At 67.3% G+C, this 24,019-nt stretch carries 18 protein-coding genes; 9 read left to right on the top strand and 9 right to left on the bottom strand.

The annotated features are described in order from the left end of the window. Positions 1-53: 53 nt before the first annotated feature. Genes F0U63_RS16185 through metG form a run of 3 tightly spaced genes read right to left on the bottom strand, consistent with a single transcriptional unit; the run spans position 54 to position 3,912 of the window. Positions 54-827 carry a TatD family hydrolase gene (locus tag F0U63_RS16185; protein ID WP_395846818.1) on the bottom strand — a complete coding sequence of 258 codons (774 nt, stop codon included), beginning with the start codon at positions 825-827 and terminating at the stop codon, positions 54-56. Next, positions 824-1,804 carry a HEAT repeat domain-containing protein gene (locus tag F0U63_RS16180; protein WP_395846817.1) on the bottom strand — a complete coding sequence of 327 codons (981 nt, stop codon included), beginning with the start codon at positions 1,802-1,804 and terminating at the stop codon, positions 824-826. The genes F0U63_RS16185 and F0U63_RS16180 overlap by 4 nt, the downstream gene beginning before the upstream one ends. Positions 1,805-1,806: 2 nt before the next feature. Next, positions 1,807-3,912 carry a methionine--tRNA ligase gene (gene metG / locus F0U63_RS16175; protein WP_395846816.1) on the bottom strand — a complete coding sequence of 702 codons (2,106 nt, stop codon included), beginning with the start codon at positions 3,910-3,912 and terminating at the stop codon, positions 1,807-1,809. 113 nt (positions 3,913-4,025) lie between these two features. On the opposite strand from metG, the gene F0U63_RS16170 reads away from it, so the two are divergent. Beyond that, on the top strand, positions 4,026-4,832 hold the full coding sequence (locus F0U63_RS16170) for an NRDE family protein (RefSeq protein ID WP_395846815.1): 807 nt from the start codon (positions 4,026-4,028) through the stop codon (positions 4,830-4,832). Between the two features lie 178 nt (positions 4,833-5,010). Here F0U63_RS16170 and F0U63_RS16165 read toward each other — a convergent pair whose 3' ends face one another. From F0U63_RS16165 to F0U63_RS16155, 3 genes are all read right to left on the bottom strand, one after another. Continuing rightward, the gene (locus tag F0U63_RS16165; RefSeq protein WP_395846814.1) at positions 5,011-6,537 is read right to left on the bottom strand and encodes a DUF1501 domain-containing protein; all 1,527 of its coding nucleotides are present in this window, start codon (positions 6,535-6,537) and stop codon (positions 5,011-5,013) included. 4 nt (positions 6,538-6,541) lie between these two features. Beyond that, positions 6,542-8,212: a DUF1800 family protein gene (locus F0U63_RS16160; protein ID WP_395846813.1), complete on the bottom strand. Its 1,671-nt coding sequence runs from the start codon at positions 8,210-8,212 to the stop codon at positions 6,542-6,544. Positions 8,213-8,794: 582 nt separating this feature from the next. Then, the gene (locus F0U63_RS16155; RefSeq protein ID WP_395846812.1) at positions 8,795-9,796 is read right to left on the bottom strand and encodes a hypothetical protein; all 1,002 of its coding nucleotides are present in this window, start codon (positions 9,794-9,796) and stop codon (positions 8,795-8,797) included. A 225-nt stretch (positions 9,797-10,021) separates the two neighbouring features. Here F0U63_RS16155 and F0U63_RS16150 point away from each other — a divergent pair, with 225 nt between their 5' ends. From F0U63_RS16150 to F0U63_RS16115, 8 genes are all read left to right on the top strand, one after another. After that, the gene (locus F0U63_RS16150; RefSeq protein ID WP_395846811.1) at positions 10,022-10,666 is read left to right on the top strand and encodes a TetR/AcrR family transcriptional regulator; all 645 of its coding nucleotides are present in this window, start codon (positions 10,022-10,024) and stop codon (positions 10,664-10,666) included. Positions 10,667-10,782: 116 nt separating this feature from the next. Beyond that, complete coding sequence (locus F0U63_RS16145) at positions 10,783-12,600, top strand: flavin-containing monooxygenase (RefSeq protein WP_395846810.1); 1,818 nt, start codon at positions 10,783-10,785, stop codon at positions 12,598-12,600. Positions 12,601-12,674: 74 nt separating this feature from the next. Then, entirely contained in the window at positions 12,675-13,382 is a 708-nt protein-coding gene (locus F0U63_RS16140; RefSeq protein WP_395846809.1) for a Coq4 family protein, read from the top strand. Between the two features lie 73 nt (positions 13,383-13,455). Beyond that, a complete protein-coding gene (locus tag F0U63_RS16135) occupies positions 13,456-13,782 on the top strand; it encodes a 2Fe-2S iron-sulfur cluster-binding protein (RefSeq protein WP_395846808.1) in 327 nt (108 codons plus the stop codon). Positions 13,783-13,833: 51 nt separating this feature from the next. Beyond that, positions 13,834-15,063 (top strand): cytochrome P450, encoded by a 1,230-nt coding sequence (locus F0U63_RS16130; RefSeq protein ID WP_395846807.1) that lies wholly within the window; start codon positions 13,834-13,836, stop codon positions 15,061-15,063. Positions 15,064-15,074: 11 nt separating this feature from the next. Continuing rightward, positions 15,075-16,547 carry a DHA2 family efflux MFS transporter permease subunit gene (locus F0U63_RS16125; protein WP_395846806.1) on the top strand — a complete coding sequence of 491 codons (1,473 nt, stop codon included), beginning with the start codon at positions 15,075-15,077 and terminating at the stop codon, positions 16,545-16,547. Between the two features lie 27 nt (positions 16,548-16,574). After that, the gene (locus tag F0U63_RS16120; RefSeq protein ID WP_395846805.1) at positions 16,575-17,234 is read left to right on the top strand and encodes a YdcF family protein; all 660 of its coding nucleotides are present in this window, start codon (positions 16,575-16,577) and stop codon (positions 17,232-17,234) included. A gap of 198 nt (positions 17,235-17,432) precedes the next feature. After that, complete coding sequence (locus F0U63_RS16115) at positions 17,433-20,714, top strand: LamG-like jellyroll fold domain-containing protein (protein WP_395846804.1); 3,282 nt, start codon at positions 17,433-17,435, stop codon at positions 20,712-20,714. Positions 20,715-20,806: 92 nt separating this feature from the next. Here F0U63_RS16115 and F0U63_RS16110 read toward each other — a convergent pair whose 3' ends face one another. The 3 genes from F0U63_RS16110 to F0U63_RS16100 are packed head-to-tail and all read right to left on the bottom strand — an operon-like array spanning position 20,807 to position 23,942. Continuing rightward, entirely contained in the window at positions 20,807-21,004 is a 198-nt protein-coding gene (locus F0U63_RS16110; protein WP_395846803.1) for a hypothetical protein, read from the bottom strand. 8 nt (positions 21,005-21,012) lie between these two features. Further along, entirely contained in the window at positions 21,013-21,684 is a 672-nt protein-coding gene (locus tag F0U63_RS16105; protein WP_395846802.1) for a hypothetical protein, read from the bottom strand. After that, complete coding sequence (locus tag F0U63_RS16100; protein WP_395846801.1) at positions 21,684-23,942, bottom strand: molybdopterin oxidoreductase family protein; 2,259 nt, start codon at positions 23,940-23,942, stop codon at positions 21,684-21,686. Before F0U63_RS16100 ends, F0U63_RS16105 begins: the two co-directional genes overlap by 1 nt. Between the last annotated feature and the right edge of the window lie 77 nt (positions 23,943-24,019).

The raw sequence follows: 24,019 nt of genomic DNA, 5'->3' as shown, positions 1-24,019 counted from the left end.
TGCACAGCGCCAGGCCTGACGCATTTTCCTGGCTCCAGCCCTACCCAGATGAATCACACGCGGAAGCCGAACAGCGTGGCCGCGTTGGCCGTCGTCACCTCGGCCACCTGCTCCACGGAGACGCCCTTGAGCTCGGCCACCTTCTTCGCCGTCTCGACCACGTACGAGGGCTCGTTCTTCTTGCCCCGGTAGGGCACCGGCGCCAGGTACGGGCTGTCCGTCTCCACCATCAGCCGATCCAGCGGCGCGAAGCGCACGGCGTCCTGGAGCGCCTCGGTCTTCTTGTAGGTGACGACGCCCGACAGTGACAGCAGGAAGCCCAGCTCCAGGTAGCGCCGCGCCGCCTCCGTGTCCCCGGTGAAGCAGTGGATGACGCCCTGCCGCACGCCCTCCTCCTTGAGGATGGCCTCGCAGTCCTCGTGCGCGTCGCGCACATGCACCACGAGCGGCTTGCCCAGCTCGCGCGCCAGGGAGCACTGCCAGCGGAACACCTGGGCCTGCACCTCCCGGGGCGAGTGGTCGTAGTAGTAGTCCAGCCCCGCCTCCCCCACCGCCTTGAGCTCCGGCCGGGCACAGGTGCGCGCCAGGTGCTCGAAGTCCGCCTCGGTGGCCTTCGCCGCGTCATGCGGGTGGATGCCGAGCGTGGGCGTGAAGAAGTCCGGGTGGGCGGCGGCGATCTCCAGCGCCGCGCCCCAGTCTCCCGGCCCCTGGAACTGGCCGACGATGACGGCATGCACCAGGCCCGCGGCCCGGGCGCGCTCCAGCGCGGCGTTCACCCGCTCGGCGTCGGAACGATCGAAGTGGCAGTGCGAATCCACGAGCTTCATGGCATCTCCTGGATGAGCTCGGTGAGCTCGGTACGGGCCTCGGCGGAGAACGCGGGCAGCGCCGCGCGCACCCGCGCCCGGCCCTCGGGAACGGCGAGCAACCACAAGCCCTCGGCGGCATCGAGCCGGAAGTCCTCGGGCACTCCGGGTTCATCGAGCAGCGCGAGCAGCCACGGCAGGGCGCGCGCATCCCCCAGCCGGCCGAGGCCCCGCGCCGCCGCGCCCCGGCACTTGTCGCGGGGATCCACGACGATGGCGTGCAGCCGCTCCAAGGCGCCCGGGGCCTTCACCTCGCCACACAGCTCCACGGCGAGGGCCCGGTCCTGGGCCCAGTTCCACCGCCGCCGCTCGCTGCGCTTGAGCAACCACGCCGAGCCCTCGGGGTCGCCCAGCCGCGCGAGTACCCCCGCCGCCTGGGTGCGATCGAACGCGGGCAACAGCAGCCGGTGGAACAGCGCTTTCACCGCGGGCAGGGCGCGCGCGTCGCCCAGCTCGGCGAGCGCCCCGAGCGCGCGAAAGCGCAGCAACTCCTTGTCCAGGGCCTGGATGAGCACCTCGAGCCCGGCGGGGTGCTGGAGCGAGGCCATGCCGCGCGCGGCCTCGAAGCGGACCTCGAAGGAGGAATCCTCCAGGAAGCGGGCCAGGGAGCCGCGGCAGTCCGCCCGGACGAGGTCGGCCATCCGCCCGGCGGCCTCCAGACGCACGAGGCTCTCCTCGTCGGAGGCTCGGGCGGCGAGGAAGCCCGGCAGCTCGTCGGCGGGGAGCACGGCGGTGGCCATGCCCACGCCGGTGCGGCGCACCGCCACCTGCTTGTCCGCGAGCAGGCGGGGAAGGACGGAGGCCAGCTCGGGCGCGCGCGAGCCCTCCTCGGCCGCGAGGTGGAAGAGCAGCTCCGCCGCCTCGGCACGCAGGCGCGGATCCCTGTCGTGCTCGAGGGAGAAGAGGGCCCGGTCTCGTTCGGCCCGCCAGTCCATCACGCTCACTTCACCTCGGAGCCCGGCGGCATGTCGCCCGGGTCCAGCAACGACAGGTCCTTGCCCCCGGAGCCCGCGGTGAGAATCATCCCGCGCGACTCGATGCCCCGCAGCATGCGCGGCTTGAGGTTGGCCACCACCACCACCTTGCGGCCCTGGACCTGCTCGGGTTGGAAGGCCTCGGCGATGCCAGAACAAATGGTGCGCGGCTGCCCTTCCCCGAGGTCCACCGTCAGCTTGAGCAGCTTGTCCGCCTTGGGCACGCGCTCGGCGGCCAGGATGTGGCCCACCTTGAGCACCACCTTGGCGAAGTCGGTGATTTCAATCTCCCCGGGCGCGGCCTCGGCGGGCTTCGTCTCGGGCGCCTTGGCCTCGGCCGGCTTGGGCTCGGCGGCCTTCTTCTCGGCCTTGCCGCCCTTCTTCGTCTCCGGGGCGGGCTCGGCGGGGGCGGGCGCGCCGCCGAGGATGGCGTTGACGCGCTCCTCCTCCAGCCGCGGCATGAGCGGCTCGGGGGTGCCCACGGGGCGGGCGCGGTCGAGCAGCGGGTAGCGCGCGGTGGCGAGCGCCTCGAAGGTGAGCGGCGGCGCGTTGAGCTGGGCGAAGAGCTTCTCCGTCACGCGAGGAATCACCGGCGTGAGCAGCGCGCCCAGCAGGTAGGCCACCTCGGCGGCGTCGCTCAGGTCGGCGCGAGCGGCCTCGGGGTCCGTCTTCACCTTGACCCAGGGGGCCGCCGTCTGGAGGAAGCCGTTGGCGGACTGGGAGATCTCGGTGATGACGCGGATGGCGTTGCGGAACTCGAGCTTCTCGTAGGCCTCGCGCACCTCGGGGACGCGGGCGAGCGCGGCCTCGACCAGGGCGCGGCCGGGGCCCTCCTTCGTCGCGGGAGCCAGCCGCTTGTCCAGCGCGGCGCCCGCGAGCATGGACAGGCTGCGGTTGGCGAGGTTGCCGATGTTGTTGACCAGCTCTCCGTTCACCCGGAGGCGGAAGTCCTTGAGGCTCAGGTCCAGGTCCTCGACGCCCGGGCCGAGGTTGGCCGCGTAGAAGTAGCGCAGGTAGCTCGGATCCAGGTGCTCCAGGTAGGAGCGCGCGGGGATGAGCGTGCCGCGGCTCTTGGACATCTTCTCGCCGTTCACCGTGAGGTGGCCGTGGGCCTTGATGGCATCGGGCCGCTTGAGGCCGGCCACCTTGAGCACCGCGGGCCAGAAGAGCGCGTGGAAGTAGACGATGTCCTTGCCGATGAAGTGGATGATGCGCGTGTCACTGCCCTCGGACCAGAAGTCCAGCGCGCTCTGGGCCTTGCCCGTGCTCTTGGCCCACTTCTCCGTGGTGGCGATGTACCCGATGGGCGCGTCCAGCCACACGTAGAAGTACTTGTCCGTCTCGCCCGGGATGTTGAAGCCGAAGTAGGGCCCGTCGCGGCTGATGTCCCAGTCGGCCAGGCCCTTCTCGAAGAAGCCCTGGAGCTGGGTGGCGAGGCCGGGGTTGATGAAGCCCTCGCTGCGCAGCGTCTGCTGGAGGAAGTCCGCGTGACGCGACAGCTTGAAGAACAGGTGCGAGGAGTTGCGGCGCACGGGCGGCGTGCCGCACAGCGCGCACTTGGGCTCGATGAGATCCGTGGGCGCGTAGGCCTTGCCGCACTTCTCGCAGGCGTCGCCGTACTGCTCGGTGGCCTTGCAGTTGGGGCAGGTGCCCTTGATGAAGCGGTCGGGCAGGAAGCGCTTGTCGGTCTCGCAGTAGGCCTGCTCGATGTCGCGCTTCTCGATGTCGCCGTGCTCCTTGAGCTTGCCGTAGATGAGCTCGGCGTAGTGCTTGTTCTCGGGCGAGTTCGTCGAGTGGAAGTAGTCGACGCTCACGCCGAAGTCGCGGAAGTCCGCCTGGTGCGCGTCATACCACCGGCCGATGAACTCCTCGGGCTTGAGCCCCTGCTTGGCGGCGTTGATCTCGATGGGGGTGCCGTGGGTGTCGTCCGCGCAGAAGTAGACGACGTCCTTGCCGCTGGAGCGCAGGAAGCGGACATAGATGTCGGTCTGGACGTACTCGACGAGGTGGCCGATGTGGATGGGGCCATTGGCGTACGGCAGCGCGCTGGTGACGAGGATTCTCTGCGCCATGGGTTCTCCTGAAGGGCGGCGGACATTAGCCGCTCGCAGGGTCCGGGTCATCGGGAAGAAGCAGGAGGCGGCCCGGAGTGCGCGGGCGCCCGCGAGCTGTTATCGGTTCCACGATGTGTACCCTCCTCGCCTTCCGCCACGTCCACCCCGAGTGGCCGCTCCTGCTGGCCGCCAACCGGGACGAGCGCTACGACCGCCCCGCCGAGGGGCCCCAGGTGCTCCTCCCCTCCCCCCGGGTCATCGGTGGCCGGGACCTGGAGCGGCTGGGGACGTGGATGGGGGTGACGGAGCACGGCTTTTTCGTGGGTCTGACGAACCAGCGGGGCTCGGCCAACCTCATGCCCTCGCCCTACACAAGGGGGGAGGTCGTCCTGAACGCCCTGCGGGCCGGGAGCCAGGAGGGCGTCGAGGACTACCTGGCGGGCCTGGATGCCCGGCGGTTCCGCCCCTTCAACCTCCTCTATGGGGACGCGCGGCGGCTCCGGGTGGCCTATGCCCGTCCAGACGCGGAGCGGGTCCGCCTGGAAGACGTGCCCCCGGGCATCCACGTGCTGTCCAACGACGTGCTCGACTCCCCGTCGCTCCCCAAGGTGCCACACGCCCGGGCCCTGGCCGAGCGCCTCGCCCACCAGCCCTGGCCGGAGCTGGCGAAGTCCCTCCAGGCGCTGCTGGCGGACCACGTGCTCCCAGAGCATGGGCCGGACCCGCTGCCGGAGGAAGACGGCCATCCGGAGCTGAAGGAGTTCTTCCGCCAATGCCAGGCGCTGTGCATCCACACGCCGGGCTATGGCACCCGCTCCTCGGCCATTCTCGCGCTGGCGCCCGGCCAGGTGGCCCACTACCTCGCGTCCGACGTGGCCCCGTGCCAGGGGGCCTTCCGCGACGTCACCGCCCTGGTCTCCAGCCCTCTGGAGCGCTGACGCAGGGGGAACGAAAATCGGCGGTCAGGAAGCTTCGTGCCCCCGCGTCCTTGGGGAAGCTGCCCGGCCGGAGAGGCCCCACACGCTCTGGTATCGCCGAAAGGCGAGTGGTTCGACTCCACCCTGGGCCCGGATGGGCCCGCCAAACAGCGGCTTCTCCACTCGGGCAGCGATTTTTCTATCCGTCCGCCATCATGAACCCGATCGTGGCGCTCTGCGCGGCGGCGGGGAACCCCCTCTCGGCCGCCGAGGCGAGGTAGTCCTTGATGTTGGGGAACACGTAGTCGCGCTCCTCGGTGGTCGACAGGCCCATCCACTGAGCGATGGAGTGGGCGTACTGGTCCACGGACAACGTGGGAATCCAGCGGCCCTTCTCGTCGACGGTGTCGAGGTTGTTCGCCGCGTTGTTCGACAGGTCCAGGTTGGGGAAGGTGCCGTAGAGCCGGCGTCCGGCGACGCGATCCCCGAGGACGATGGCGTGGCTGCCCCAGCCATGGTCCGTTCCCCGGTTGGAGTTCTCCACGAGGGTGCGGCTGAAGTCGCTCATCGTGAAGAGCGTGGCCTGCGGCGGGTTGGTGCCGAACGCCCCCTGGACCAGCAGGAGCGCCCGGTAGAAGGCATCGAGTGCGAAGTCGAGCTGCCGGAACAGCGAGGCCTGGGCCGTGTCCTGCCCGATGTGGGTGTCGAAGCCGCCGATCGCCACCGTGAAGAGCTGGCGCTTGAGGCCCAGACCGCCATTGGCCACCGGGGTCGACCCCGCCACGAGATCCCGGAGGACCTGGTAGAGCTGGGTGTGCAACGACCAACCCCCGCTGTCGCCGGGGGCGACGAACAAGGCGTCGATCGCCTGGCGCGTCGCTTGGGGGAGCCGGTTCCAGGCAGCCTCCCGCGCGGCGGCGCGCGAGCTGGCGAAGGACTGCGCCAGGGTGAACGCTCCACCGTAAGACGCTTGCATGGTGATGCCGTTGTTGATGGCCAGCACCCGGGCGAGCGACTCCTGCTGGAGGGCGTTGAAGGTGGCATCGGTCGTCTCCTTGACACTGAAGACGCCGTTGGCGGGCACCATCAGCGGACGCCGGGTGGCGCCCTCGGCGAAGAGCACCCGGCCACTGATGAACGAGGTCACCTCCGGATACTCCCCGGCATTCAGACCGTGGAGCTTGTCCGCGGTCCGGCCGCCCCATCCGGTCGACTTGCCGATGAGCGACAGGGGAAGGATGACGTTGGAGGGGTTGGCGATACCGCTCGCCCAGGCCGCCTGCTGGTCCTCGTGGGAGAACAGGTTGTCCGGCCGCACCACCGTGCCCGCGGCGTAGTCCGACTTGCGCATCGGCAGCACGAGCGGCCCCACGTTGCACACCAGGGCGGCCTGCCCCTGCTCGAAGAGCGCCTGGATCTTCGGGAGCGAGGGATGCAGCCCATAGGCGCCAGCGGCGAAGCCCAGCGGGTTGATGGTCAACAAATCCGCCTGCTTGATGCCAATGTTCGGCCGGGCCGCCTGGTACTGGGCATAGGGCGTCTCCGCCTTGGGCACGAGCAGGTTGTTGGAGTCATTGCCACCCAGAAGGCTGACACAGATGGCGGCGCGGTAGCCGGAGTAGCCGGTGGCCGAGGCGGCATTCGCTTCACCCAACCAGCGGGGAAGAGTGGCGGCGGCCGTGAGCAGGCCCGTGGCGCGGAGGAACTGGCGGCGCGAGGTTTTCATGGAATTACCTCTGGATCTGGAACTCGGGAGAGAGCGACGTGAGATAGATGGCCAATTGCTGCTTGCGGGTGTTGCTGCCAGCGCGGGAATCGTTCATGGCCTGCAGGAGCGCGGTGCTCAGCTCCGAGGACATCTCGCCATGAATCCAATATCGGCCGAGCCAGGCCACCAGGTCGTTGGGATTCACGGGCAGCGTGGTGAAATCAATCACGATCCCCGCGCTCGACAAGTTGTTGTAGACGAGGTCGTACACGAAGTTGGCGCGAGCGGCGGCCGTCGCGGTATCCAGGACACCGAACTCGGGGCCGACGAGCCCGTTGCCGCCAGGCAGCGGCGTCTGGGGCGAGTAGTAGCTGAAGACCGAGGGCGGCCTGGGCACGTCCTGCCCGAGCGTGCGGCTATAGGTATTGAGCCTGCCTCCCGGGTTCTTGGACCCCGTGGCATCGAGCGTGCCATTCAACCCCCGGACGAGTGAGGTGATGAACAGCACGGGTGGACGGAGCCGGCCGTAGGTGGCGTTGAGCTGCGCCGGAGCCTTGTCACCGCGGGCCTCGGGGTCCTCGAGGATGGCGCGGACCACCGCGCCCAGGTCGCCGCGCACGCCGCTGCCATTGTTCTTGAAAACAGCCACCACCCGCTGGACGTACGCGGGGCTGGGATTGCTGGTGACGAGGTGCTGGATGAGCTGCTTGCTGACGAACGGAGGCAGGTTCGGGTCGGCGAAGATGTTGTCGAGCGCCTGCTGGAGGTGCACCGTGGCGCTGGCTCCCGCGGTCGTCACCGCGCCCCGAAGGAGGGTCTGCGCGGAAGAGTCGTGATTCACATCGCAGGCCATCAGCGGCTGGGCATAGCTGATGGTGTTGTTGTGGCCCTTGGTCGGGCAGCCCGCGGCGCTGGCGTAGGTCCACCCGGAGAAGGTTCGCGCGAACGCCTGGACCTGTGCCTCGGTGTACGCGGGGATGGGCACGCCATTGGCGTCGAGCACGGGAGTGCCGTCCTCGTTCAACTTGTCCAGCCCGAGCGTGAAGAGTTGGAGCAGCTCCCGGGCGAAGTTCTCGTTCAGCGGGACGGGCCGGCCAGCCCAATCGAACGCCAGGTTGTTCGCCATGTTGAGATAGGTGCCCATGGCGGGGTTGCGGGTAACCGCATCGAGCAAGGTGCGGTAGTTACCAAAGGCGTTCGCGGAGAGCAGGTTGAGGTAATCCGCCAGCGCCAGCTTGGGCTCCAGTTCGGGAGTGGTCGTGTTGTCGCGGATGACACTCTCCGAGACGACGAGGATCTGGCTGAGCGCGAAGGTCACGCGCTGCCGGAGCTGATCCTTGCCCATGACGGCGTTGTAAAAGAATTGAGAGCCGAGATCCACGGTCGCGGTCGTCCCGTCGAACACGGAGCGGGGAGCGGCGAGCTGCTCGGTGATGGCCTGGGAGACGCCCACACTCATCACCTGCTCCACGCTATCGCTGGGCGGCGGGCTTGCTCCATTGGCGCGCCGCGGGCCGAAGGTGGCCTGCTCGAGGAAGCGGATGGCGTCGGGCTCGGTCGCGGTCGTGGCCGCGAGAGAATGGACGGCATGCCCCACCTGCTGGGCCTGAGCGGCATTCTCGCTGGAGAGCCCCTGTGCCTGTGCATGACCAACCACACACAGGGTGAGGGCCAGGGCAGTGTGACGTATCATACGATGTTCTCCTGGTACGCTGAGGCCCTGAAACCGTGGAATGAGAATTCCCGGCTCAGGCATTCACGGGACAGAGCAAAGAAATACAGACATATCCTTGTTTGTCTTTAAAGACGGCTCAATCCAGGTAGTCAGGATTGCCTGAGGATGACGCGGCACTCCCATAGGGGCAGAGCAGGCAGGCAGGCTCGGCCGGGCCAGGGATGAGGTGTTTCTAGAAGGTATGGTTTGTAATTCTGTAAAAACAGGAGCTTTTTGGACACATGAGCCAACGCAGCAGGAAATATGGACGGCATGTCACAGGCGCAATTGGCCTGGAGGCCGTACCTCCGGTTGCTGGTCCACTGTGATGCTCAGGACATCGGGCGGCAGGAGTCCGCGCCTCACGACGGCTCGGAGCGTCGTTGAAGGGCCCGCTGTCCACCGGAATGTCTTCAAACAACAGTCTGGGAGGGAGGCGCTGTCAGCTATTGCGCGCCGAGGTGAAGGACGCCGCGAAGGCCCACTTCAGCGCGGTGTCGCGGGGAGCACCGTGGCGTGGCTGTTGCACCAACCGCACGCCACCCGGGTCCGGGAGAAACGTCACTCCGTCAGGATGCGGACCACCTCGATCCCCTTGTCCGTCGCCACGGCGAAGCGGTGGCCGGCAGGGTCCAGCGCGAACGGCGGCGAGGGCGGCAGGTGGTGGATGATGCTGCTGCCCTGGCAGCCTGTATGGAATTCAGGCCATTGCTCCAGGATGCGTCCGGTCGTCAGCTCGAAAAGCTTGGGATGCTCGTAGAAGCCGACCGCGTACCCGCCCACCACCATCAGGGTCCCCGCGGGCTTCTCCAAGGGGGCTACGGACAGGACGCGACGCTCGGTGAGCGAGTACACCGCGAGTCCCACCGAGCCCTTCGGCTGCCCATCCGGGTGGGCAATCTCTTCACCCTCCAGGCCCGAGCACTCGAAGACCAGCGTGTCCCGCTCACCGAAGGCCGCCGAGTGGATCTCCACGAACGAATCACCCAGCTCCATCTCCTTGGGCTCGTCCAACGACCGGGGCTGCTCGAGCGCACGGGCCACGTCGAAGACCTGCGCCGCGTCCACGGGATGCCAGATCCACCCCGCGCTGAGCAGATAGCGCCCATCGCGGCTGAACTGGAGCCGGGAGTGGAAGAAGTCAGGCGATTCGCTGTCCCGCCGGGTGAGCCGCTCCCCGGTCTCGGCGTCCTCGAGCTCCAGCTCGCAATACTCCTCGGGGCAGTGGGCCAGGAGCGTGCGGCCGCTCGGCAGGGTCACCAGGGCGACGGGGTACTCATAGGTGTCGGCGTGGTAGAAGCTGCGGTTCAGCTCGCGGAGCACCCGGCCCCGGTGGAGCAGGAGCCCCTTCGTCCCGAGCTTCTCGTAGAGGACGGCGTACTGGCCATCCTGGGACATCACCGCGCTGTCGAAGCGGTAGCTGTAAAGCACGGAGGACTCGGTGATGCGTCCGTCCAGCGCGTAGGAGCGGCCCCCGGCGACCCAGTCGACGAGCGTGTCGCCACACCAGCAGAGAGAGTCGGGGGCGGAGCGGGTGGGGATGAAGATGCGTTCGGTTCTCATGGGCGCCGGGACGCCTGGTTTCCGAGGAACCTGACGTCCGCCCTCCCCCACCCGAACCCAGGCCAGGAGGCGCGGCTCCCCTCCTCGTCGACGGGCAGTGATTTAAGTCGGTTGACTTCATCAGTCGATTGACTTAAACCTTCTCCCATGAGTTCGAGGACGGGCCTTCTCCCCTCCGGAGGTCATGATGAGTGCCGACGGCAGCACACAGGTTCCGGTGCGAGGGTGAGCTCGGGCAAATCCGACCGGGGCAGCGAGACCCGCGAATTGCTCCTCGTCACCGCGGAGCGGCTGTTCGCCGAGCACGGAGTGGAGGTGGTCTCCAACCGTCAGGTGAGCGAGGCGGCGGGCCAGTCGAACAATTTCGCCGTCGGCTACCACTTCGGCTCCAAGGAGGAGCTCGTGGTGGCCATCGTGCGCCGGCACTCCGAGTCGATCGAGCGGCGGCGTATGGACATGCTCGCACAGGTCAACGGCTCGCCCGACCTGCGCGACTGGGTGTCCTGCCTCGTACGGCCAACCACCGAGCATCTCGCCTCGCTGGGCAGCCCCTCCTGGTACGCGCGGTTCATCACCCAGGTGACGACCCATCCCTCCTATCGAAAGCTCCTGGCCGACGAGGCGTATGCCTCGCGGTCGCTGCAACAGGGCCTCGAAGGCATGTTCCAGTTGATCCCTCGTCTCCCCGAGGACGTGAAGCAGGAGCGCAACGACATGGGCCGGTTGATGGTCGTGCACTTGTGCGCCGAACGGGAACGGGCGCTGCAAGAGGGCACCGTGATGCCCCACTCGACGTGGGAGTCCACCGCGGCCGGACTGGTCGACGCGCTCGTCGGCTTGTGGCTGGCCCCCGTCACCGCCCGGCGGTGACCTCGCCAGACGTCCGAAGCAACCGAAGTGAGCAGTGATTGAGAAATGCTCGGGAGCGTGCCCGTGGAACCGGGAACGCTGAACGAGCGCCTATCGAGTCGAAAGGATATGTGCGAATGAATACGACGAAGAAGGGTGAGACTTCCTTTTCCCCGGAGGCCTTGAAGGAGAAGTACCGGATCGAGCGCGAGAAGCGGCTGCGCCCTGACGGCAATACCCAGTATGTCGACCTCAGCGGCGTCTACAAGGACTTCGACAAGGATCCCTACGTCGAGCCCGGCTTCACCCGTCCGGCGGTGACCGAGAAGATCGACGTGCTGATTGTCGGCGGTGGCTTTGGCGGCATGCTCGCCGGGGTGCGGCTGCGCCAGGCGGGCGTGGAGTCCATCCGCATCATCGAGAAGGGCGGCGACTTCGGCGGCACCTGGTACTGGAACCGCTATCCGGGCGCCGCCTGCGACGTGGAATCCTATATCTACCTGCCGTTGCTCGAGGAAACCGGTTACATGCCGAAGGAGAAGTATGCCAAGGCGCCGGAGATCTTCGCCCACTGCCAGCGCATCGGCCGCCAGTTCGACCTCTACAAGGCGGCGCTGTTCCAGACCCTGATCCAGACGATGGACTGGGATGAGAACACCCGGCGCTGGAACATCACGACCGATCGGGGCGACAAGCTCGCGGCGCGGTTCGTCATCACCGCCGGTGGCATCCTCCACAAGGCGAAGCTGCCCGGCATCCCGGGGATCGAGACCTTCAAGGGCCACAGCTTCCACACCAGCCGGTGGGACTATGCCTATACCGGCGGCGGCCCCTATGGCGGCCTGAGCAAGCTGGCCGACAAGCGCGTGGGCATCATCGGGACGGGTGCGACCTCGGTCCAGGCCATCCCCCACCTCGGGGCCGCGGCCAAACAGTTGTATGTCTTCCAGCGCACCCCCTCGGGCGTTGGCGTGCGAGGCAACCAGCCGACGGATCCGGAATGGGTGAAGACGCTCAAGCCCGGTTGGCAGCAGGAGCGCATCCGCAACTTCACCGCGATCGTCTCCGGACAACAACAGGATGTCGACCTGGTTCGGGACGGTTGGACCTACATCTTCCAGGACAACGAGAGCTGCCGCGCGAAGACCCCCGAGGAGGCCGCCGAAGTCCGCCAGCTGGCGGACTTCCGCAAGATGGAGGAGATCCGCGCGAGGGTGAACGCCATCGTCAAGGATCCGGCGACGGCCGAGGCGCTCAAGCCCTACTACTACCAGCTGTGCAAGCGGCCCTGCTTCCACGACGAGTACCTGGACACGTTCAACCGCCCCAACGTCCAGCTCGTCGACACCGAGGGCAAGGGCGTGGAGCGCATCACCCCCACCGGCGTGGTGGTGAAGGGAAAGGAATACGAGGTCGACTGCCTCATCTACGCCTCGGGCTTCGAGGTCACGGGTGATTATACCCGTCGGCTGGGCTTCGACATCCACGGGCGCGGCGGCAAGTCCTTGCATGACAGCTGGTCCGAGGGCACGGCGACGCTGCACGGCATGCAGAGCCGCGGCTTTCCGAACTTCCTGATGCTCAGCGGACCCCAGAGCGGTTGGGCGATCAACTTCGTCCACGTCCTCGACGAGCAGTCGCAACACGCCGCCTACATCATCGAGCGGTGCCTGAAGCGTGGCATCGAGACGATCGAACCGACGGAGCAGGCACAGCAGCAGTGGTGGGAAGTGATCCTCGGCAGCCTCAGGCAGCAGGGCGTCTCCTTCGGTGGCCCCGAATGCACGCCCGGCTACTACAACAACGAGGGAGTCCAGGCCGGCCCGAACGCGATTCGCAACGCCGGCTTCGGCGGCGGCACGCTCGCGTTCATCGACATCCTGCGCGACTGGCGCAAGGGCGACGATCTCTCGGGTCTGGAAGTCAAGCGGTCACAGACGGCTCCCAACCCCTGATGTGCGACGCGGCTCATCTCCAACCAGATGAGCCGCTTGTCGCAGAAGTAGGACCCCCTACCCTGGACCCCATCATGCAAGCCAATCCCGCGATCGATCCCAAGACCCTGATCCTGCCCGAAAACGCCTCCCTGTTCACCCGCCTGAGCTTGTCGCTCAAGCTGCTGAAACTGGTCAAGGGCGACGAGGGCAATCCCGTCTATGGCCAGACGCTCAATGCCTGCCTGGACTACAACGTCTACGCCTCGCTCATCCAGAAGCTCCAGCGCGGCGAGGAGGGGCGCCGTCTGCTGTCCAAACGCCCTTCGCTGGAGGCCAAGGATCTGGACCTGGACGCGCTCGATCGCCTGCCGGAAGGAACGCTCGGCCATGAGTTCGCGCGCTACTTCCGCGACAACAAGATCTCGCCCTTCGCGACGACGCTCGAGCTCAAGAACGACCTCGACTACATCTCCAAGCGCTACCGCGAGACGCATGACCTGTTGCACCTGGTGACGGGCTACGGCACGGACGTGATCGGCGAGATAGAGCTGCAGGCGTACGTCCTGGGCAACCTGGGGATAAGGACCGCGATGCTCATCGTGCTGCTCGGCACGTTCCAGCAACTCAAGGACCGGCAGTCCGGCGTCGTTCACTCGGAATACGCGAAGCGGATCTGGGCCGCGTACCGCCGTGGCCGTGCGTCCCCGCTGTTCCTCGACTTCTGGTTCGAAAACCACTGGGCGTCCCCCGTGTCCAAGGTGAGCGCGCGGCTGTGCGCCCCCCATGAGCGGATGAACTGACCACGCGGCCGTCCCGCTCAACAGCATCGCCGCTTGAAGACAGTCAACACCCGGCAGGAATCCAAGAGGAACCATGACGAAGATCAAGTTCATCGAGGCGGATGGCAAGGAGCACGAGGTCGAGGCGCAGGAGGGACAGTCCGTCATGCAGGCGGCGCTGAACAACCTCGTGCCGGGAATCGTCGCCGAGTGTGGAGGCTTCGCCAGTTGCGCGACCTGCCACGGCTACGTGGATGAGGCCTGGCGGACGAAGATCCCCCCGCCCGATGCGGCGGAAGAGGCGATGATCGAGTGCGCCTTCCACGTGCAACCCAACAGCCGGTTGACCTGTCAGATCAAGGTGACGCCCGCGCTGGATGGGATGGTGGTCCGTCTTCCCGTCTCGCAGACGGGCGAGTGAGAGCCCGGACAGGGCTCCACGCTTCCTCCTCCAACCACAAAGAGATCGAACATGAGCGCCTTTAGCGGACAGAAATTGGACAAGATTCCCGCGCACGTTCCGCCGGAGCTGGTCTACGAATACGACAACGCCAGGGATCCGCGGTTGCTCGAGGATCCTCACGCCCGGATGCGCTCCCTCATCCTCGAGGCCCCGCCCATCTTCTTCACCCCGTATAACGGTGGCAACTGGGTGGTCACCCGCAAGAAGGCGATCGTGGACATCACGATGAACCCGGAGGTCTACAGCAACGCCTTCCTCGTCTCGGGGCACAACTCGGGGGAACACAAGGACTCGCAGCCGGGATTGATGCTGCTGCCCATCGCGGCGGATCCGCCGCGGCACACCGCGTACCGGGCGCCGCTCAACCAGCCGCTGTCGGCCAAGTCCGTTGCCGGACTCGAGACGGCGATCCGGGACATGACGAACGAGCTCATCGACAAGGTGCTCGCCGCGGGACGCTGCGACTTCCTCTCGGACATCGCCGAGCCGCTGCCCGTCACGTTGTTCATGAAGCTGGCGGGCATGCCGACCGACCGCCTGGCGGAGTTCCGTCACCTGGCCACCCAGGCGACGTCCGCCACGGTGACTCCCGCGGACCGGGAGGCGACCTTCAAACGCATCGCGGGAATCCTGGCGGAGACCATCAAGGCCCGGCAGGAGAAGCGCGAGGAGGATCTGATCAGCCATCTGCTCGACGCGAACATCGACGGCCGCCACCCCACGTTCCAGGAGATGTTGGGCTACAGCATCGCCTTGTTCCTCGGCGGGCTGGAGACCGTGGTGAATGCCCTGAGCTTTGGCGTCCGGCACCTGGCGCGCGATCAGGAGTTGCAGGCGAAGCTCCGGGCCGACCCCAGCCTCCTGCCCGGAGCCATCGAGGAGCTGCTGCGGCTCTATGGCATCGCGTCCACGGTCCGGCAGGTGATGCGCGACGAGGTCTGCCATGGCGTCCAATTCAAGAAGGGCGACACGGTGTCGTTGCTCCTGCCCGCGGCCAACTACGATGACGCGGCGTTCCCCAACCCCGAGCAGTTCATCCTGGGCCGCAAGGAGCAGCACCAGACGTTCAACACGGGTCCGCACCGGTGCGTCGGTCTGAACCTGGCCCGCCTGGAGATGAAGGTGTTCTACCAGGAGTGGTTGAAGCGCGTGCCGCCGTTCCGTTTGGATCCCGAGAAGAAGCCCCGGTTCGTGGGTGGCTTCAACCTGGCGATCGCGAGCCTGCCGCTGGTCTGGTAATAGCCCGCCCCATGCACCCATCAGAAGAGCCACGAGCCATCCGCTTCTGGCCGTTCATGTTCGCCCTCTTCGCCGGGTCGTTCATGTCCGTGCTGAGTTCCAGTACGATCACGATCGCCATTCCCGAATTGCAGCGGTATTTCGGAGCCGACCTCTCCCTGCTGCAATGGACCCTGACGGGCTTCATGCTCGCCATGGGCACGAGCGCGCCGCTCACCGGCTATCTCGGTGGGCGCTTCAGTTTCAAATGGGTGTACGTGGCCAACCTGGTGGGCTTCACCCTGGCGTCCGTGCTGTGTGGGTTGGCCTGGGATGCGGGCTCGCTCGTGGCCTTCCGGTTCCTGCAGGGCGCGTTCTGCGGCGCCATCATGCCCGTGACCATGACGCTCATCTACCAGGTCCTTCCCCGGGAACGGCAGGCGCTGGCCGCCAGTCTCTGGAGCCTGTCGGCGAGCCTCGCGCCCGCGTTCGGGCCGACCTTCGCGGGCTGGTTGATCACCCTGGGCAACTGGCGGTGGTTGTTCTTCATCAACGTTCCGCTCGGCCTCGTCGCCGTGGGCCTGGCCCTGCGGACCATTCCCTTCTATCGCTTGCAGGCCCCGAAGGCCTTCGATCTCCCCGGACTGCTCACCGTCATCACCGGCACCCTGTCGCTGCTGATCGCCCTGAGCCAGGGGAGGGGCTGGAGCTGGACGCATGCGAAGACCGTGTCCCTGTTCGTGCTCGGGACGGTGTCACTGATCGTCTTCGTCGTCAGGGAGTTGAGGACGAGCGCTCCGCTGCTCGATCTGCGTGTGCTCGCGAACGGCCGCTATCTGGTGACGCTGCTCATCTCGAGCATCATCACGATCAGCCTGTACTCGGGCGCGTTCCTCGTGCCGGTGTTCCTGCAGAAGATCCAGGGCGTGACGCCGCTTCAGACCGGATTGCTCCTCCTTCCGGCCTCCCTGGCCATGGCGCTCCTGATGCCCTTCGTTGGGCGCATGTATGGCCCGATCGGGCCGAGCACGCTCATGACGACCGGCGTGCTGCTGATCGCGGGAGGCACGTATGCCTTGAGCCGTTTGACGCCGGAGGTTTCACAATCCTACATGTTGGTATGGATGGTGGTGCGGAACGTGGGAATCTCGCTCTCCATGATGCCGGCCAGCAACGCGGGCATGGAGCAGATTCCCCGCGAGCTGAGCGGCCACGCCTCCTCCATCAGCAACTGGTTGAGAAACGTGTTCGGGGCGTTCTCGATCGCCATCTTCACGTCGCTCCTGTCCACCTTCACGGCCCGGGAGGCCGAGGTGCTCGTGAGCCAGGGGATGACGGAGCGCCGTCATATCGAGTTGTTCTCGTTCGTGGAGGGCATCAACGACGTCTACCTGGTGGCCACGCTCGTCGCGCTGGTGGCCGTGCCGCTCAGCCTGGGAATCCGCAAGCAACCGGAGGTGCTCAAGACCGTCGTGGACGAAAGCGGCCCCGCTGTGTCCAGATAGTTGGCCTCTACCCCCTGGGGGAGCCACATGTCGACACTGACGATGCAGCACGCACTTCGGCTCTGGGAGTACATGTCCTCGTTCAAGACGAGGGCGCCATGTGATGTCGCGGTGGTCTGTTGCTCGTACGATCTTCGCGTGTGCGACTACGCCTGTGAGCTCCTCGGAAGTGGGTTGGCCAGGCAGTTGGTGCTCAGCGGCAACACCGGCAATTGGACGCGGCATCTGTGGAGCAAGCCGGAGGCCCAGGTCTTCCTGGCCCGGGCCCGGGCGGCGGGGGTGGCCGAGTCCTCGGTCATCCTCGAGGAGCGCGCGACCCACTTCGGGGAGAACATCTCGTTCTCGAGGCAGCTGGTACCGCACGCCAGGACGGTGACGTTCATCACCAAGCCCAACTCCGTCCTGCGGGTGCTCCTGACGGCCGCCGTCCACTGGCCGGGCATCAAGGTCCAGGTGGACTGTCCCGCGATCGGTTTTCCCGAGGAGGTGTCGAACATCGTGGGTGTGTTGGGCGTGATCGATGAGATGGTCGGAGACCTCCATCGCATCATCGAGTATCCGAAATTGGGCTTTCAGGCCGAGCATGTCCTCCCTCGAGACATTCTTGAGTCTTGGCGGTACCTGCTCGGGCAGGGGTTCAAGAACCACCTGATTCCCAATCGGCCGGTCGACGCGGACAAGGAGTGAATCAGCCTCTCCTCCGAGCCTCCATGCTGACCGGCTTCAGCAACAGCGGGGGCTGATCTGGAATCGGCCAGTCCTCACGTGTCTGCCGCAACGTGTCACCGGGCTGTCTCGCTCGTGATGGACATTCTGGTCCTTTCCTGTCCAAGCTGCGCCCCCCTGACCCCAACGACAGTTCAAGCCAGTTCAAGAAGGGACGCCATGTTACGCCCCAAGTTCAGGCCGCTCGCCCTGGTCCTGTTGTCACTCGCCTTCGTGCAGCTACCGCTGATTGGCTGCACGCCACCACCCCCGGATGCGTCGACTCCGGATGCGTCGACTCCGGATGCGTCGACTCCGGATGCATCGACTCCGGATGCATCGACCCCGATAGAGGTGCACGGACTCAAGGGCGAATACTTCCGCATGTCGGCGCCCAAAGTCCGTGACTTCGCCCAGCTCGGCGCGGTCGTGCTGGAGCCGAACATCGACTTCCCCGGTCTGGAGTCCATGTTCCAGACGCTGGTCGGCCGCTCCGAGAACACCACGGCCCGATGGACCGGCCGGATCACCGCGCCGGAGACCGGCGACTACACGTTCTCCGCGATCGGAGACAATGGCTTCCGGCTGTTCCTCGACGGAAAACCGGTGATCGACCACTGGAACCCCGACGTCTGGGACGTCGAGAAGAACAGCGAGCCGGTGCACCTCGTCGCGGGCGAGGCACACGACTTCCGGCTGGAGATGTTCCAGGACGTCGGCGGCGCGAACATCTTCCTGCGGTGGTCGAGCGCCACCCTCGGCAAGCAACTCGTGCCGACCACGGCGTTCACCCCGCCGGCCGACTTCGAGGTCTACCCGGTCAGCCTCTCCGTCGGAGAGGACGGCCGCCGGCTGACGCTCGACTTCGCCAAGACGGTCTCCGCGCTCGGCGACCTGGTGCCGCACCTGGTGGTGGAGGTCGACACCGTCCCGGTGCCGCTGACCTCGGCCGCCATCGCCGCCAACAACCCGTCCACCGTCGAGGTCACCCTCTCCGAGCCGGCCCTTCGCGGACAGCGCGTCCGCGTCTCCTACGACGGCGCCGCTGGCCTGCGCCTGGACGGTGAGGAGGTGCCCAAGCTCATCCGTTACGCCATCAACGGCTCGACCCAAAGGCTGCGCACCGAGTGGGCAGACCAGGTCGACCCGGCCCACCCACTGCCCGAGTACCCAAGGCCGCAGCAGGTCCGCGAGCAGTGGCTCAACCTCAACGGCCCGTGGGAGTTCGCCGGCGCGGCCGCGGGCCAGCAGCCGGTGTTCGGCAAGAAGCTGCCGGAAAGCATCATCGTGCCGTTCCCGGTGGAGTCCCAGCTCTCCGGGCTGGAGCGCCATGAGGACCACATGTTCTACCGCAAGCTCGTCACCGTTCCCGAGTCCTGGCGGATCGGCGCCGGGCAGCGGCTCCTGCTGAACTTCGGCGCGGTGGACTACCACGCTCGGGTGTGGGTCAACGGCAAGCAGGTCGCCGAGCACCGTGGCGGCTACACCGCGTTCACCGCCGACATCACCAGCGCCCTGAGTGGTTCGGGTGAGCAGGAGATCTTCGTCGCGGTCACCGACACCACGGGGGCCAACCAGCCGCGCGGAAAGCAGTCCTCCCGGCCGGGCGGCATCTTCTACACGCCGTCCTCGGGCATCTGGCAGACCGTGTGGCTGGAGCCGGTGCCCAACGTGGCGATCGACGGCCTCGTGACCACGCCGGACATCCAGACGGGCACGCTCTCCGTGGAGGCCCGTTCCGCGTCGGCCTCGCCCGACGCCAGCGTCACCGCCGTGGCCCGTGACACCGACGGCAACGTGGTCGGCACCATCACCGGCAAGGCCAACACCCGGCTCACGCTGCCGGTGGAGAAGCCGCACCTGTGGACGCCGGACGATCCGTACCTCTACAAGCTCGACGTCACCCTCACCGAGGGGCAGAGCACCGACACCGTCGGCAGCTACTTCGGAATGCGCTCGGTGGGGATCCAGAACGTGGGCGGCTTCCCGAAGCTGGTGCTCAACGGCAAGCCGGTCTTCTCCCTCGCCATGCTGGACCAGGGCTTCTGGCCCGACGGGCTCAACACCGCGCCCACCGACGCGGCCCTGCGCTGGGACCTCCAGGTGCAGAAGGACCTCGGGTTCAACTCCGTCCGCAAGCACATCAAGGTGGAGCCGGCGCGCTGGTACTACCACGCGGACCAGCTCGGCCTGCTGGTGTGGCAGGACTTCGTCTCCGGGACCATCACGAACACGGAGGGTCAGCAGGCGTTCTTCTCCGAGGGCCTCCGCATGATGGAGCAGTTGCACAACTCGCCGTCCATCGCGATCTGGGTGATCTTCAACGAGGGCTGGGGCGAGTGGAACCGGGAGGAGACCGGCCGGATCGCCGATCAGGTCAAGGCCGCCGACCCGTCGCGGGTGATCAACGCGCACAGCGGAGTGAACTGCTGCGACTCCAAGGGCGACTCCGGCAGGGGTGACGTCATCGACCACCACGATTACGGCAACAACAGCCCGCCCTACCCGGACCTCACGCGTGCGGCCATGGACGGCGAGCACGGTGGGTTCACCCTGCGCACGCCGGGCCACATGTGGCCGGGCGCGCCGACGGTCATCTACAGCGGGGTGGCGGACAAGGCGGCACTGACCAGGAAGTACGTCGAGAACACCCAGACCTATTACCTGGCCGCCGCAGGGGCGGAGCTGTCCGGCTCGATCTACACCCAGGTCACCGACCTGGAGAACGAGCTCAACGGCTTCTACACCTACGACCGGCGAGTGCTGAAGGTCGACCCGGGGCCGGTGCGTGAGATCAACCTGCGGGTGATCGCCGCGGGAGCCAAGGCGGGCGAGGACGCGACGTTCCCCGGCCTCGGGAGCTGGCCGCTCGACGAGGGCAGCGGCACGGTGGGCCATGACACCACCAACGGGCACAGCGACGTGGCGCTGCGCGACAACACCGCCTGGGTGGCCGGGATCCGCGGACAGGCGCTGCGCTTCGACGGAAACGGCGACTTCGCCGAAACCGTCAGCCCGGTGCTGGACACGCGCGGCGACTACACGATCTCCGCGTGGGTGACGCTCGACAAGCTGCCGGGCAACTACGCCACGGCGGTCAGCCAGGACGGCCGCCGCACGGAGAACCCGTTCTACCTGCAGTACGGTCAGGGCGCGTTCGCCTTCAGCACGCCCGGGGGGAAACGCGCCAGGTACGTCGTGACGCCGCAACTCGGCCGCTGGTACCACCTCGTCGGCGTCCGGGCCGGCAACGAGCAGAGGCTGTACGTCGACGGCGTCCGGCAGGCGACCGTCACGGCTGGCACAGCGGAGGTGAGTACCGGACCGCTGGCGATCGGACGCGCGAAGTACGCCGGCGGCAACACCGACTACTGGGCCGGGTCGATCGACGAGGTACAGGCCTTCGGCCGCGCGTTCAGTGACACCGAGGTGACCGGCCTGTACGCCGAGGTGCCGCACTGAGGTTCCACCGGGCGGCAGGTGCACGCGCCTGCCGCCCGGCCAGCAGGTAGAGCGGCGCGCTTTTGTCTTCGCGAGGCGGAGGGGCGCCGTGCCTACAGCGCGCCGCCGCGGCGCAGCTCGCGCACCACGGCCACCACGTACAGTGTGATGGACACCAGGAGCAGCAGACTGCCCAGCATGTAGAAGCCCACGAAGCTGGCGCGGATGGAGGAGAGGATGGGCAGCATCAACAGCAGGCCCGCCACGCAGAGCACGACGGCGGCGCGGGTGAGCGTGTCGGACGAGGGCATGGAGCGGCTCACGGGTTCGTGGTGACACGGGTGGGGGCGCGAGTCGGCCGGGCCGGGTGCGGCAGCCCGTGACACGTGAAGCAGCTCATCTCGTCATTCGCGAGCTGCGTCCTCAACGCCTTGTGACTGTCCACCCGGGTGAAGGTGGGCGCGGTGGCGTGGCAGGCCAGACAGTTGGCGTTGGGATAGGTACCCTTGTACGTGATGGGCTCCTTCCACGTGTCCGTCACGTACAGCAGCCAGTGCCGGAGGCCGTCACGCTTGGCCTCCACGGTGCCGAAGATGCCGTAGCCCGTGTGGCACGAATAGCACTGCTTGTCGGGGATGGCGCCCGAGCGGTAGTGCCGCGCCGCCAGCGTGGCGCTCCGGGGGTCGTGCATGTCGTCGACGAAGGGGTTCATCACATGGCAGGAATGACAGGCCTCCACGGTCTTCATCGATTCGAACATGTGCCCCGTGGTGCCCAGCAGCGCCACGCCCGGTAGCACGAAGAGGCCCAGCAGCAGCGTCCACCGGTAGGTGGAGCGCGCCATGCGCGACTTGAAGACGAACTCCACCAACAGCAATCCCAGCACCGCCACGGCGATACACCCCAGCGCGACCACCTCCAGCGCGCCGCCCAGGGTGGCCCCGTGAGGAGGCTCGGGAGCGGCCATCGCCCACACGGACCAGGTGCTCATCACGTGCCCTCCTTCACGCGCTCCACCCGCACCGCGGCCAGCTTGTACTCGGGCTGGGCCGAGGTGGGATCCAGGTAGTCGCTCGTCGCCGCGTTCACCAGGTGCTCCGTCGAGTGCATGAGCGCGAACACCACGCCGGGCCGCACCCGCATGCTGGGCAGCGCCTTGAGCCGCACCGAGCCGCGCGCGCTCGTCACCTGCACCAACTCTCCTTCCTTCACGCCCATCACCGCCGCGTCGCCGGGGTGGATTTCGAGAGAGTCGATGTCGATGCCCTGGAGCTGGGCAATCCGTCCCGTGAGGGTGGCGGTGTGCCAGTGCTCCAACCGGCGCCCGGTGGTCAGCGTCATCGGGTAGTCGCTCGTGAGGTCCTCCCGGAAGGGGCCCTGCTCGGAGAGAAAGACGACGGCGCGCCCGTCCGGCCGGGCATAGAAGTCGATGCGCCCCTCCTTCTTCGCCAGCGGATCCTCCCCCGGCACGTAACGGCGGCAGGTGCCCGGGTGTTGCTCGGTGGGACAGGGCCAGATGAGGCCCGGCAGCGCCTTCAACCGCGCGTAGGTCATGCCGCTGAAGTCGTAGGTGGTGCCGGCTGAAACCATCCGCCATTCGTCCCAGACGGCCTCGGGCGTGCGGGCCTTCAGCAGCGCGCCATGGCCGAGCCGCTCGCCCAGCGCCACCAGGATGTCCAGGTCCGAGCGCGCCTCGCCCGGGGGCTCCACCAGCTTCTCCACCAGGTGGTAGCGGCGCTCGGACTGCGAGAGGACCCCTTCCTTCTCCGCCCACATGGCCGCGGGGAGGAAGACATCGGCGTATTTCGCGGTGTCCGTGGGGAAGATGGAGTCGCTGACGACGAGGAAGGCCTTCTCCATGCCCACGCGGTAGCGGTCCGCGTTGGGCAGCGAGCGCGCCGGGTTGGTGGCCATCACCAGTGCCGCGCGCACCCTGCCCTCGCGCATGGCCTCGAAGAGCGGCACGGCGGACAGGCCCGGGTTGGGCGAGATGCGGCCCTCGGGCAGGCCCCACAGCCGTTCCATGTCCTGGCGGTCATGCGCCTTGGTGACGAGCCGTCCGGCGGGCAGCGCGTGCGCCAGCGAGCCCGTGTCGCGCACGCCACCTCCCGCGTTGGTCTGGCCCGTCAACGAGAAGGGCCCGGTCCCGGGGCGTCCGATCTGCCCGGTGAGCAGGTGCAGCGCCATCATCATCCGGTTGGCCGCCACGCCGTGCGTCTGCTGGTTGAGCCCCATGGTCCAGAAGCTCAGCGCCGCCTGGGAGATGCCGAAGAGGCGCGCGGCCTCGCGGATCTCCGCCGAGGACAGGCCACACAGGTTGGCCACCTTCTCCGGCGCGTAGTCCTCGAGGAACGCGCGGAAGTCCTCCAGGGTGAGCGGCGGAGCGTCCGCCGTGCCCTTGCGGAAGGTGACGAAGTCGTTGATGAAGGCCGGGTCCACGAGCCCGGTGCGCAACAGCTCGTACGCCATGGCGTTGAGCAGGGCCACGTCCGTGCCGGGCCGGATCTGCAGGTGCAGCGTGGCGTCGCGGGCGGTGGGCGTGCGCCTCGGGTCCACCACGATGACGCGCGTCTCGGGCGCGGTGCGGAGGCGGTCGCGCACGCGCTCCCAGACGACCGGGTGGCACTCGGCCATGTTGGCGCCGATGACGAAGAAGAGCGTGGCGTGCTCGATGTCGTCATAGCAACCCGAGGGCTCGTCCGCGCCGAACACGGACTTGTAGCCGAACGCCGCCGAGGCCATGCACAGGCGCGGGTTGCCATCGACGTTGTTCGTCCCGAGGCCCCCCTTGAAGAGCTTGTTGGCGGTGTAGCTCTCCTGGGTGAAGAGCTGCCCCGAGCCGTAGAAGGCCACCGCGTCCGGTCCGCCCTGGGCCATGGCCTCGCGGAAGCCGGCAGCCGCCGCGTCGAGCGCCTCGTCCCAGGAAACGCGCTCGAGCTGCCCGTTCTTGCGCACCATGGGGTACTGAGCCCGGTCCGACACGTAGAGGATTTCCCGGTTGAGCAGGCCCTTGATGCACAACCGGCCCCGGTTCCACCCTTCCTGGAGTCCCTCGACCTTCACCACCTTCCCGCCGCGCAGACCCACCCGCGTCTCGCAGCCCGAGCCGCAGAAGCGGCACACGCTCTTGTGCCAGGAGTCGACCGGGATGGCCTCCTCGCGTGTCCAGCCGATGCACCCGGGACCGATCAGTCCCGTGGCCGCCGTCGCGCCGAAATAGTGGAGGAGCTCTCGCCTCGTCAGGTGCATGGTGTCCCTCGCAGGGCTCGGTATCACACCCCAAGCCATGGGGACACCGCGCGAACGCGTGTGTCGAAAGTCTCCAG

Origin of the sequence: Cystobacter fuscus (assembly GCF_044360685.1) — a bacterium.
GTDB lineage: Bacteria > Myxococcota > Myxococcia > Myxococcales > Myxococcaceae > Cystobacter > Cystobacter fuscus_C.
Note: the sequence above shows the minus strand (reverse complement) of the source record. Positions and strands in the feature narration are given on the sequence as shown.

Excerpts from the sequence above, each read along its gene's own strand:
- F0U63_RS16145 (WP_395846810.1), top strand. The coding sequence starts at position 10,783 with ATGAATACGACGAAGAAGGGTGAGACTTCCTTTTCCCCGGAGGCCTTG.
- F0U63_RS16155 (WP_395846812.1), bottom strand. The coding sequence starts at position 9,796 with ATGAGAACCGAACGCATCTTCATCCCCACCCGCTCCGCCCCCGACTCT.
- F0U63_RS16140 (WP_395846809.1), top strand. The coding sequence starts at position 12,675 with ATGCAAGCCAATCCCGCGATCGATCCCAAGACCCTGATCCTGCCCGAA.
- F0U63_RS16130 (WP_395846807.1), top strand. The coding sequence starts at position 13,834 with ATGAGCGCCTTTAGCGGACAGAAATTGGACAAGATTCCCGCGCACGTT.
- F0U63_RS16160 (WP_395846813.1), bottom strand. The coding sequence starts at position 8,212 with ATGATACGTCACACTGCCCTGGCCCTCACCCTGTGTGTGGTTGGTCAT.
- F0U63_RS16120 (WP_395846805.1), top strand. The coding sequence starts at position 16,575 with ATGTCGACACTGACGATGCAGCACGCACTTCGGCTCTGGGAGTACATG.
- F0U63_RS16185 (WP_395846818.1), bottom strand. The coding sequence starts at position 827 with ATGAAGCTCGTGGATTCGCACTGCCACTTCGATCGTTCCGACGCCGAG.
- F0U63_RS16115 (WP_395846804.1), top strand. The coding sequence starts at position 17,433 with ATGTTACGCCCCAAGTTCAGGCCGCTCGCCCTGGTCCTGTTGTCACTC.
- F0U63_RS16100 (WP_395846801.1), bottom strand. The coding sequence starts at position 23,942 with ATGCACCTGACGAGGCGAGAGCTCCTCCACTATTTCGGCGCGACGGCG.
- F0U63_RS16170 (WP_395846815.1), top strand. The coding sequence starts at position 4,026 with ATGTGTACCCTCCTCGCCTTCCGCCACGTCCACCCCGAGTGGCCGCTC.
- F0U63_RS16125 (WP_395846806.1), top strand. The coding sequence starts at position 15,075 with ATGCACCCATCAGAAGAGCCACGAGCCATCCGCTTCTGGCCGTTCATG.
- F0U63_RS16110 (WP_395846803.1), bottom strand. The coding sequence starts at position 21,004 with ATGCCCTCGTCCGACACGCTCACCCGCGCCGCCGTCGTGCTCTGCGTG.
- F0U63_RS16165 (WP_395846814.1), bottom strand. The coding sequence starts at position 6,537 with ATGAAAACCTCGCGCCGCCAGTTCCTCCGCGCCACGGGCCTGCTCACG.
- F0U63_RS16135 (WP_395846808.1), top strand. The coding sequence starts at position 13,456 with ATGACGAAGATCAAGTTCATCGAGGCGGATGGCAAGGAGCACGAGGTC.
- metG (WP_395846816.1), bottom strand. The coding sequence starts at position 3,912 with ATGGCGCAGAGAATCCTCGTCACCAGCGCGCTGCCGTACGCCAATGGC.
- F0U63_RS16105 (WP_395846802.1), bottom strand. The coding sequence starts at position 21,684 with ATGAGCACCTGGTCCGTGTGGGCGATGGCCGCTCCCGAGCCTCCTCAC.